This is a genomic window from Streptomyces sp. NPDC003077 (assembly GCF_040611095.1).
Classification (GTDB): Bacteria; Actinomycetota; Actinomycetes; order Streptomycetales; family Streptomycetaceae; genus Streptomyces.
Map to the genome: position 1 here is coordinate 1 of NZ_JBEXNM010000130.1, position 9,774 is coordinate 9,774.

The 9,774-nt window shown below is 73.4% G+C and carries 5 protein-coding genes; all 5 read right to left on the reverse strand.

Annotated elements, in window-relative coordinates; genetic code table 11:
• Positions 1-314: 314 nt before the first annotated feature.
• The 5 genes from ABZX96_RS37690 to ABZX96_RS37710 all read right to left on the reverse strand — a co-directional run bounded on the left by ABZX96_RS37690 (position 315) and on the right by ABZX96_RS37710 (position 9,698).
• On the reverse strand, positions 315-1,028 hold the full coding sequence (locus ABZX96_RS37690) for a class I SAM-dependent methyltransferase (RefSeq protein ID WP_355554091.1): 714 nt from the start codon (positions 1,026-1,028) through the stop codon (positions 315-317).
• A 170-nt stretch (positions 1,029-1,198) separates the two neighbouring features.
• Positions 1,199-2,527: an activator-dependent family glycosyltransferase gene (locus ABZX96_RS37695; RefSeq protein ID WP_355554093.1), complete on the reverse strand. Its 1,329-nt coding sequence runs from the start codon at positions 2,525-2,527 to the stop codon at positions 1,199-1,201.
• A 226-nt stretch (positions 2,528-2,753) separates the two neighbouring features.
• The gene (locus ABZX96_RS37700) at positions 2,754-4,367 is read right to left on the reverse strand and encodes a cytochrome P450 (RefSeq protein WP_355554095.1); all 1,614 of its coding nucleotides are present in this window, start codon (positions 4,365-4,367) and stop codon (positions 2,754-2,756) included.
• A 62-nt stretch (positions 4,368-4,429) separates the two neighbouring features.
• Entirely contained in the window at positions 4,430-5,533 is a 1,104-nt protein-coding gene (locus tag ABZX96_RS37705) for a thioesterase domain-containing protein (protein ID WP_355554098.1), read from the reverse strand.
• Positions 5,523-9,698: a beta-ketoacyl synthase N-terminal-like domain-containing protein gene (locus tag ABZX96_RS37710; protein ID WP_355554101.1), complete on the reverse strand. Its 4,176-nt coding sequence runs from the start codon at positions 9,696-9,698 to the stop codon at positions 5,523-5,525. The genes ABZX96_RS37705 and ABZX96_RS37710 overlap by 11 nt, the downstream gene beginning before the upstream one ends.
• Between the last annotated feature and the right edge of the window lie 76 nt (positions 9,699-9,774).

Sequence of the window (9,774 nt, forward strand, 5' to 3'; positions counted from 1 at the left end):
GTCTGTCGGCGGGTGCCGGTCCGGTGGGTTTTGCGCCTTTTGTTTCGTACGGGGTCGGGGCCGCCCCGGGGTACCTCCTCGCGGCAGTTGCGCTTACCCGACGCGATGTAGGTCACCGGCCGCCGCGCCCCAGTCCGCTGCGGGGGCACCCCGGGACGTCCCCTTCCGTTGGTTGCGCGTCCGCCCCTTGGTGGGTGGTGGAAAAGACTTGGGTCGGCCCGTTGTTGATCGGTGCCGTCCGTCCGTACTGGCCGGTGGTCGGTCGGGAGCCGTTGACCGGGGCGGCTTCGGTGTCACGGGCGGACGTTTCGACGTCACGGGCGGATGCCGACGAACAGGCCGCGTCCCGAAGGGCCGCCCTCCAGGTACTCGACCCGTAGGCCGGCGGACTCGAAGGCGGCCTCGTACTCGCGGCGGGTGAAGAGCGTGATCAGGTGGGTGTCGCTGAAGTGCCGGGCGCCGTGCTCGGCGTCCGCGACGACGAAGTGCACCACCATCCGCGTGGCGTTGCCCTCGCGCACCGAGTGCGACACCCGCGCCACGTGCCGTCCGTCCCGGCGCACCACGTCCGAGCTGACGTAACCGTCGATGAACGTGTCGGGGAACCACCACGGCTCGATGACCGTGACGCCGCCGGGCTCCAGGTGGCGCGCGAACGAGGCCAGCGCCGCGTCGAGTTCGTCCGTGGTGCGCAGGTAGCCGACCGAGCTGAACATGCTGACCACGGCGTCGAAACGGCGGCCGAGGTCGAAGTCGCGCATGTCGCCCTGGTGCAGCGGGGTCCCGGGAATCCTCGCGCGGGCGTGCTCCAGCATGTCCGCGGACAGCTCCAGGCCCTCGGTACGGGTGAACTCCTTGGCGAAGTGCTCCAGATGGGTGCCGGTGCCGCAGGCCACGTCCAGCAGCGAGGCGGCGTTCGGACGGCGCGCGCGGATCAGGTCGGCGGTGTCCGCGGCCTCGGCCGCGTAGTCCTTGCCCCGGCCGAGGTAGAACAGGTCGTAGACGCCGGCGTGGTCGACTTCGTACATGGAGGGTCCTTTTCGGATAGCCAGTGGAATGGGAGGGGGTTTTGGATGGGAACGGTGGGGCCGTTTGTCGGCGAGCGCTGTGTCGGTGGGCTGACGGGTGCGCAGTGGCGGTGCCCGGTCCTTCGTTGTCCTCGGTGTGGGCGGGGGACACGGGCCCGGGGGGAGGTGCCTCACCCCGTGGTCGCGGGAACGGCGGTCGGCCGATCGCCGCCCGCCGGCTCGACGGGCCCGCCGCGCCGGTGCGCGCGGGTCAGCCGTTCCAGCTCTGGCACCACGGCGGCGGGGGTCGGCTCGGACAGCACCTCATCGCGCAGTCGCCGGGCGGCATCGGCCACCGAGGGGTCCTCCAGGGTCCGTACGACGGCCTCGCGCACCGCGCGCGCGGTCAGCCCGGCGGGCGGCAGGAAGGACCCGGCGCCGTACTCGGCCACCGCCCGGGCCTTGACCGGCGCGTCCCACAACTCGGCGAGCATGACCTGCGGTACGGCGTGGAGCATGGCCGTGGCGTAGGTGCCCGCGCCGCCGTGGTGGACGATCGCCGCGCACGTCGGCAGCAGCGCGTCCATGGGCACGAAGTCCACCAGCCGGGTGTGTGCGGGCACCCGTCCCAGGTGTTCGCGCTGCCCGGAGTCCAGGGTCGCGACCACCTCGATGTCCAGGTCCGCCAGCGCCTCCAGCAGGTCGCCCTGGGAGACGCCGTCCCCGCCGAGCACCTCACGGGCCGACACCCCCAGCGTGAGGCAGACGCGGGGGCGGCGCGGCGGTTCGTGCAGCCAGTCCGGGATCACCGACGTTCCGTTGTACGGCACGTACCGCATCCCGACGATCGGCAGACCGGTCGGCAGCCGCAGGGAGGCGGGCGTCGGGTCCACGGTCCAGTGGCCGGTGACCAGGCTTTCCTCGAAACCGTCGGGGAACGTGACGCCGAACCGCGCCACGGTCCGGGTCAGCCACTCCGCGATCGGGTCCTCGCGGTGCGCGGGCGGCTGCCGGTCCCGCAGCTCCAGGAACTTCCGGCGCGCGCTGCCGGCCACGTCCGGCCCCCACAGCACCCGCGCGTGCGCGGCACCGGTGACGTGGGCCGCCACCGCGCCCGCGTACGTCGTCGGCTCCCACAGCACCAGGTCCGGACGCCACGTACGGGCGAACGCCACCAGGTCGTCCACCATCGTGTCGTTGGCCAGCGCGTAGAAGTACGGCGTGAGCAGCGTGTCGATGCCCAGCGCGTGTTCCCAGTCCAGCGGCTGCGCGCGGGCCTCGTCGAACTGGATCGCCGGATGGTTGGGGCGCGGCTCACCGCTCATCCGCGTCCGCGTCTCGTGGATGCGGTGGTCGGTGCCGACCGGCACCGCCGTCAGCCCCGAACCGGTGACGACGTCGGTCAGCGCGGGCTGCGAGGCCACCCGTACCTCGTGGCCCGCGGCGCGCAGCGCCCAGGCCAGCGGCACCAGGCCGTGGTAGTGCGTGTGGTGGGCGAAGGAGGTCAGCAGGACGCGCATCGGGGGCGGGGTCCTTCCGTGGGTCGGGTCCTTGGAGGGGCGGTGGGGGAGGTCGGGGGGTGGGTGGTGGTGCTGTATGGCCGTGGGTGGGTGGTGGGTGTGGTGGGGTGATTGGGGGCGGTGCCGTCTAGCTGCGGGCGGGTCGTTGGCGGCGTTGTGCGGTGGGGGACGGTGTTGGGCGAGCGTGGGTGGGTGGTGGGTGTTGCCGGACGAATGCGGAGGGGTGTCACGCCGTCACCGGGACGGTCAGCGGCCCACGGGTGACGGGAGTGCGACGGGGACGCAGCACCGGGCCCGCCTGCCGCAGGCCGGGCAGCCGGTGCGCCAGCGCGGCCAGTGCGGCACCGGCGTGCAACCGGACCAGCGGCGCCACCGGCCCGTGGTGGAAGCCGCCGGACAGGGCGAGCGGCGCCGGGCCACCGGCCGCGCGGGCCGGGTCGAAACGGTGCGGGGCGGCGAAGGCGGCGGCGTCCCGCCCGGTGGCGCCGGTCAGCACCACGATGTGCGACCCGGCGGCGAGGTGGTGCCCGGCCAGCTCCACGTCCTTCAGCGCGACCCGCTCGTCCATCTGTACCGGCGGGTCGTACCGCAGCGTCTCCTCCACCACGGCCGGGATCAGACCCGGCTCCGCGCACAGGGCCCGCCACCGTCCGGGGCGGGACAGCAGGGCCACGACGGCGTTCCCCACCAGATGCGCCGCCGCGATGGCACCGTGCGCGCACAGCAGGGTCTCCACGGGGTAGCGGGCCGTCGCACCGTCCGCGAGCCGGCCATCCGTGAGCCCGCCGTCGGCGGATCCGGCCACGGACGACAGTGGCCCGTCCGCCGCAGCGGGCCGGGAGTCCAGCAGCGCGTGCAGGTCCGCCAGCCCCGACGCGACGCCGCGGACCCGCGTCGGCGGCTGCGCCGACACCAGTGCGTCCGGCCACGCGGCCAGCCGCTCGCAGCAGGAGGCGAGATCGGCGTACCGCTCCCGGGGGACCCCCAGCACCGCGGCGACGGTGGCGACGGCGGCCGGACGGGCGAAGTCGGTCATCAGGTCGAAGGCGGTGGGTGGGGGAGGGGAGGCGGGATCGGTGGGGGTGGCGTGGTCGTCAGGGGTGCGTTCACCGGTGGCAGGCGCACTGGGGGTGGGCTGCCGGGTGGGCTTGCCTGAGAGGCCGGTGGACGCGGCGTGGCCATCAGAGGCGGGCGCGCCGGGGACAGGTCGTGCCCTGCTCGCAAGCAGCCCGTCCAACACCTCTTCGCAGGCTCGTTCGGCGTACGCGCGGAGTCCGTCGACGTGCTCCGCGCCGAGCACCTGCTGCCACCGCTCCGCCAGCCGTTCGTGCGCGGCCCGGTCCAGCTCCAGCGCCTGGCCGGCCCCGTACGAGACCACCTGCGGCGGCACCGGCCACCCGTCCGCGGCTCGCACGTCCAGCAGTGGGTGGGCCAGCACCTCGCGGGCCACGGCGTGGTCCGCGGTGACCCAACTGCCGGTCGGGCTCCGGTACAGCGGGCCGAGCTCCCGCACCCGCTCGTACAGGGGGTACGGGTCGTCCGCCAGCCCCCGCAGCACCAGGGCGTACGGGTCGCCGTTGGCGCCGTGCAGCCACTCCAGGCCTCGGGTCTCCATCAGGTGGTGCCCCAGTTCCCCGTACGTGGCCGCGCCGACCGTCCGGCCGAGGGGCGGCTGCGTCACCACCGGTCCGAAGGGCGTCTGTGCGTCCGTCGGCCCGAGGGACGGCTGTGTGTCCGCCGGTTCGAGCGGGGGCTGTGTGTCTGCCGGTTCGAGCGGGGGCTGTGCGTCCGCCCGTCCGAGCGGCGGTTGTGCGTCCGCCCGCTGGTCCTCGCTGGGCATCGGGTTCTCTCCCTCGTTCTCGGTTCTCACAGTGCGGGTGCGGGCCGACGCGGCGTCCGTCTTCACAGCGCCCCGTAAGGGCCGGGCGGGCGCCCGGTGGGTCCGGCGTCCCGACGCGCGCGCAGCACGAGGAGGTGGTCGGCGATGTCGTTGCCGACATCCCGCGCCAGGTCGTTCAGGTAGTAGTGGCCGCCCGGGTACGTGCGCAGCCAGAAAGGGCCGGTGGTGTGCCGGCGCCACGCCGCCATCTCGGCCAGGCGCACCGTCGGATCGTCGGCACCGCTGAGCGCCATCACCGGACACGACAGCTTCGGGCCCGGCCGGTACACGTAGGTCTCCGCCGCCTTGTAGTCGCTGCGCAGCGCGGGCAGCAGCAGGCGCAGCAACTCCTCCTCCCGGCCCACCCGTTCGTCCATGCCCCGCAACCGGCGGACCTCGGCGAGGAACGCGTCGTCGTCCAACCGGTGCACGGCCTCCTGCCGGACCTTCGACGGCGCCCGGCGGCCGGAGACCACCAGACTCATCGGCCTGATGCCGCGCCGGTGCTCCAGCAGCCGCACCGCCTCGAAGGCGACGCCCGCCCCCAGGCTGTGCCCGAAGAACGCCACCGGGCCCGCGTCGAGCCAGGGCTCGGCCGCCGACACGACGTGCTCCGCCAGCTCGGGAACGCTCTCCACCCCCGGCTCGTGGCTGCGGTCCTGACGCCCGGGATACTGCACGGCCAGCACTTCCACCGACGGTTGGAGCACGTCCGAGATGCGGTGGAAGTAACTCGCCGAACCCCCAGCGTGCGGCAGGCACACCAGCCGCGCCCGGCTGTCCGGCGACGGGTGGAAACGCCTGATCCACAGGGTGTCGCCGTGCGGCACAGGTGTTCTGGCGGGCCCTGCCGGGCGCGGCCCCGGGCCGGATGGCGCGCCGGACGAGTCGGGGGCGTCGGATGAGTCGGGGGTGCCGGTGGCGTCGGGGGTGCTGGAGGCGTCGGGCTGGCCCGGCACCCCGTGCAGGTGCCGCACCGTCCGCGCGTTCCGCCTGCGGCCGTCCGCCGTCTCGGCGCGCCGCGCCGGAACGGACCGCCGGTCCGCGTCCACCTCGGCTTCCGTGCCGGTCTTCCGCGCTTCCGTGTCGTCGTGTGCCGGGTGCGCCTCGCGCTCGTCATCTCTCAAGGGGCTTCCTTCGGGTCGGACCGTCCGAACGAGCGAGCCAGTCCTCGACGGCCCGGGCCACGGCGGACGAGTGGTGCTGCATCATCGAGAAGTGGTCACCGGGCACGTCCGCGACGGTGTGCGGCAGGTCCCACCGGGCGCGCCAGTCCCCCCGGTCCGCGCTCCATTCGCCCAGCGGCTCGGTGGCGCGTACGACCAGGACCGGTGCGCTGATCTCGTCCGGATGCCATGTGGACAGCAGATGCGCGTACGCGCCCATGGCGACGAGCCGGGCATCCGACATCGGCTCCATCTCCCCCGCGAACAGCCCGTTGCCCAACTGCTGCCGCCAGGCCCGCACCGGCCCCTGATGGCTGGGCGGATACGGATCGACGAGCACCACGCCGGCCGCCACCACCCCGTGCTCCTCCTCCAAGTGCCGGGCCAGTCCGTACGCGAGCAGCGCGCCTCCGGAATGACCGAGCAGGGCGAACGGGGCACCCCCGGTCCCCCGGAGCAGGGCGTCGGCCTGGACGGCGAAGGCCGCGCGCAGGTCGACGGGCAGCGGCTCCGGGCTCGCGTCCGTCCCCCGGTAACCCGGCAGCGGCAGCCCGAAGACGTCCCGCTCACCCTGGAAGGGCCCGGAGAACCGCCAGAACTCGTGCGTCCCGCCGATCGCCGCCGTACCGGTGCACCCGATGACGGCCGTCCGACCGCTTCGGCCCCGGGACAGACGGACGAGATCGGTGGGGAAGGGCGAGGCGGGGGACGGGCTCCCGATGGCGGAGGCCGGGGCGGCCGGTTGGGGGTCCGTCCGGTCGGCCGGGGATCCGGGCGGTGCCGAGAAGGAGGCGCGGAACCGGGCCGTCTGCGCCAGGAGTTCCAGGAACTCGGGGTACCGGTCGGTGTCCAGCGCCTGCCGGAAGAGCGCCCGCAGCAGGCCGCCGGACGCCTGCGGCGCGTCGGCGGGACGGCCGGGCCTGGCAGTGCTCTCGGTGGCGCGTCGCTTGATGCCGTCTTCGGAGGCTTCGGCACCTTCGGTGAACTTCGTGTCGTCTTCGACGTACGTGGGCGTGTCGCTGGGGACGGCGACCGCCCAGCCGATCGCGTCCAACTCCGCGCAGAGATACGCGCACAGCCCGTCGAGCGTCGCGTGATCGAAGAGCACGGTCGGCTTGAGCGTCAGGCCCAGCAGCCCGCTCAGCCGGTTGCGCAGATCGACGGCGGCCAGCGAATCGAAGCCGAGCTCGCGCACCTCACGGTCCAGTTCGAGCACTTCCCGCGCGTCATGGCGGAGCACGGAGGACGCCTGCCGGCGCACCATCTCGCGCACACGGTCGCGGCGCTCCTCCTCGTCCAACTCCTTCAGGCCCTGCGACCAGCCCGGCTCCGGTTCGGTTTCGAGGTGATCACTGCCGCTGGTGACGGGCGGAAGCAGCTCCCCGATCGAGGCCGCGTTGATCCAGAAACGCCGACGCTGGAAGGGGTAGGTGGGGAGGTCGATGCGCTGGGCGTGGGTGCCCTCGTAGAGCGCGGTCCAGTTGGTGGGGAGGCCGTGGGTCCAGGCTTCGGCGAGGGAGGTGAGGATGCGGTGGGGGGTGTCGTCGTTGCGGCGGAGGGTGGTGAGGCCGGTGACGTGGTCGGGCAGCGCCATGGTGAGGACGGGGTGGGCGCTGGTTTCGAGGAAGGTGGTGAAGCCTTCGTCGGCCAGTTTCAGGATGGCGGGGCCGAATTGGACGGTGTGGCGGAGGTTGCGGTACCAGTAGCGGCCGTCGAGCGCCGGGGTGGTGATCCACTGTTGGTCGAGGGTGGAGAAGAAGGGGATCTTCGGTGCCTGGGGGGCGAGGTCGGTGAGGATGCGGTCGAGTTCGGCCTCGATGCTCTCGACGTGGTGGGTGTGGGAGGCGTAGTCGACGGGGATGGTGCGGGCCCGGATTCCCTCGGCTTCCAGTCGCTGCCGTAGGTCTTCCAGGTCGTTCGGGTCGCCGGCGACGACGGTGCTGGTGGGCCCGTTGATGGCGGCGATCTCCACGCGGCCTTCGTACGAGGCGAGCCAGCCATCCATTGACGTGTGGGGGAGGGCGGTGGAGAGCATTCCGCCGTGCCCGGCCAGGTGGGCGGCGATGGCCTGGCTGCGCAGGGCCACGACCTTGGCCCCGTCCTGCAAGGAGAGAGCGCCGGAGACGACGGCGGCGGCTATCTCGCCCTGGGAGTGCCCGATCACGGCATCCGGCCGCACCCCGTAGGAGTCCCAAAGGGCGGCGAGGGCGACCATGACGGCGAAGGTGGCGGGCTGCACCACGTCCACCCGCTCCAAGGTGGGCGCGCCCGGCGCCTCCTGCAGGACGTCCGTCAGCGACCAGTCGACGTACGCGCTGAGCGCGGCCTCGCACTCGTCAATCGCGGCGGCGAAGGCGGGGGAGTGCTCCAGCAGCCCGGCCCCCATCCCGGCCCACTGCGTCCCCTGACCCGGAAAGACGAACGCCACCCGGTTGCGGGAAGGCTTCCTGCCCCGGGTCAGCGTCTCGGGGGCGCGCAGGCCTGCGAGGAGGGCTTCGCGGTCCTCGCCGAGCACCACCGCCCGGTGCTCGAAGGCCGACCGGCCGGTGGCCAGGGAGAAGCCCACGTCCACCGGGCGCAGCCTGGGGTTCGCCTCGACGTGGGCCCGTATCGCGGCGATCTGGGCGTCCAGTGCGGCCGGGGTCTTCGCCGACAGGACCCACGGCACCACGGGAAGGCCCGGACGGCCCTCGGGGGACTCGGTGCCGACGGAGCCTTGCTCGTCCTCGTCCTCGTCCGCCGGGGCCTGTTCCACGATGACGTGGGCGTTGGTGCCACCGACGCCGAAGGCGGAGATGCCCGCCCGGCGGGGGGCGCCCGTCTCGGGCCAGTCCACGGCCTCGGTGAGGACGGACACCTCGCCCATGGACCAGTCCACCTTGTCGGACGGCTCGTCCACGTGCAGCGTCATGGGCAGGACGCCGTGCCGCATCGCCATCACCATCTTGACGACGCCCGCCGCGCCGGCCGCCGCCTGGGTGTGCCCGATGTTGGACTTCACCGAACCCAGCCACAGCGGCCGGGTGGGCGGATGGTGCTGCCCGTACGTCGCCAGCAGGGCGTGCGCCTCGATGGGGTCGCCCAGCGCGGTGCCGGTGCCGTGGGCCTCGACCGCGTCCACGTCCGCCGGAGAGAGCTGCGCGTCGGCCAGCGCCTGCCGGATGACCCGCTGCTGGGCGCGGCCGTTGGGGGCGGTGAGGCCGTTGCTGGCACCGTCCTGGTTGACGGCGGAACCGCGGATCACCGCGAGCACCTGGTGACCGAGACGGCGGGCCCGGGACAGCCGCTCGATCAGCAGCAGCGCCACGCCCTCGCCCCAGCCGAAGCCGTCCGCTGCGGTGGCGAACGCCTTCGAACGACTGTCCCTGGCCATGGCCTGCTGCCGGCTGAACTCGATGAACGCGTCCGGAGTGGCCATCACCGCCACCCCGCCCGCGACCGCCATCTCGCACTCGTCCGCGCGCAGCGCCTGCGCCGCGAGGTGCAGCGCCACCAGGGACGACGAGCAGGCGGTGTCCACCGTCAGCGCCGGGCCCTCCAGCCCGAGCGCGTAGGAGATGCGGCCGGACGCCACCGCGGAGGCGTTGCCGGTCACCAGGTAGCCGTCGGTGCCGTCCGGGGCGGCGCGCAGGTCCGGGTTGTACGCCTGGTAGCCGCATCCCAGGTAGACACCGGTCCGGCTGCCGCGCATCGAGGTCGGGTCGATGCCCGCCCGTTCGAACAGTTCCCAGGAGGTCTCCAGCAGCAGCCGCTGCTGCGGGTCCATGGCGAGCGCCTCACGGGGCGAGATGCCGAAGAACGCCGCGTCGAAATCGGCCGCGTCGTACAGGAAGCCCGCTTCCCGGCTGTAGGTCTTGCCCTTCTTCGCCGGGTCCGGATCGTAGAGGTTGTCGATGTCCCAGCCGCGGTCCGTCGGGAACCCGGATATCACGTCCTTGCCCGCGGCGACGACGTCCCACAGGTCCTCCGGCGACCGGACGTCCCCGGCGAACCGGCAGCTCATGGCCGTGATGGCGAGGGGTTCCCGCTGCCGTTCGGCCAGTTGCCGGCCCTGCTGCCGGAGTTTCTCGTTCTCCTTCAGCGACGCGCGCAGCGCCTGCACCAACTGCTCGGGGGAAGTCGTCATGTGGATCACGTCTCCGATGGTGGGAGTCCTGCGGGGGGAGGGGAGTGGGGCGGCGCCCCTGACCGGGGGCGGGCAG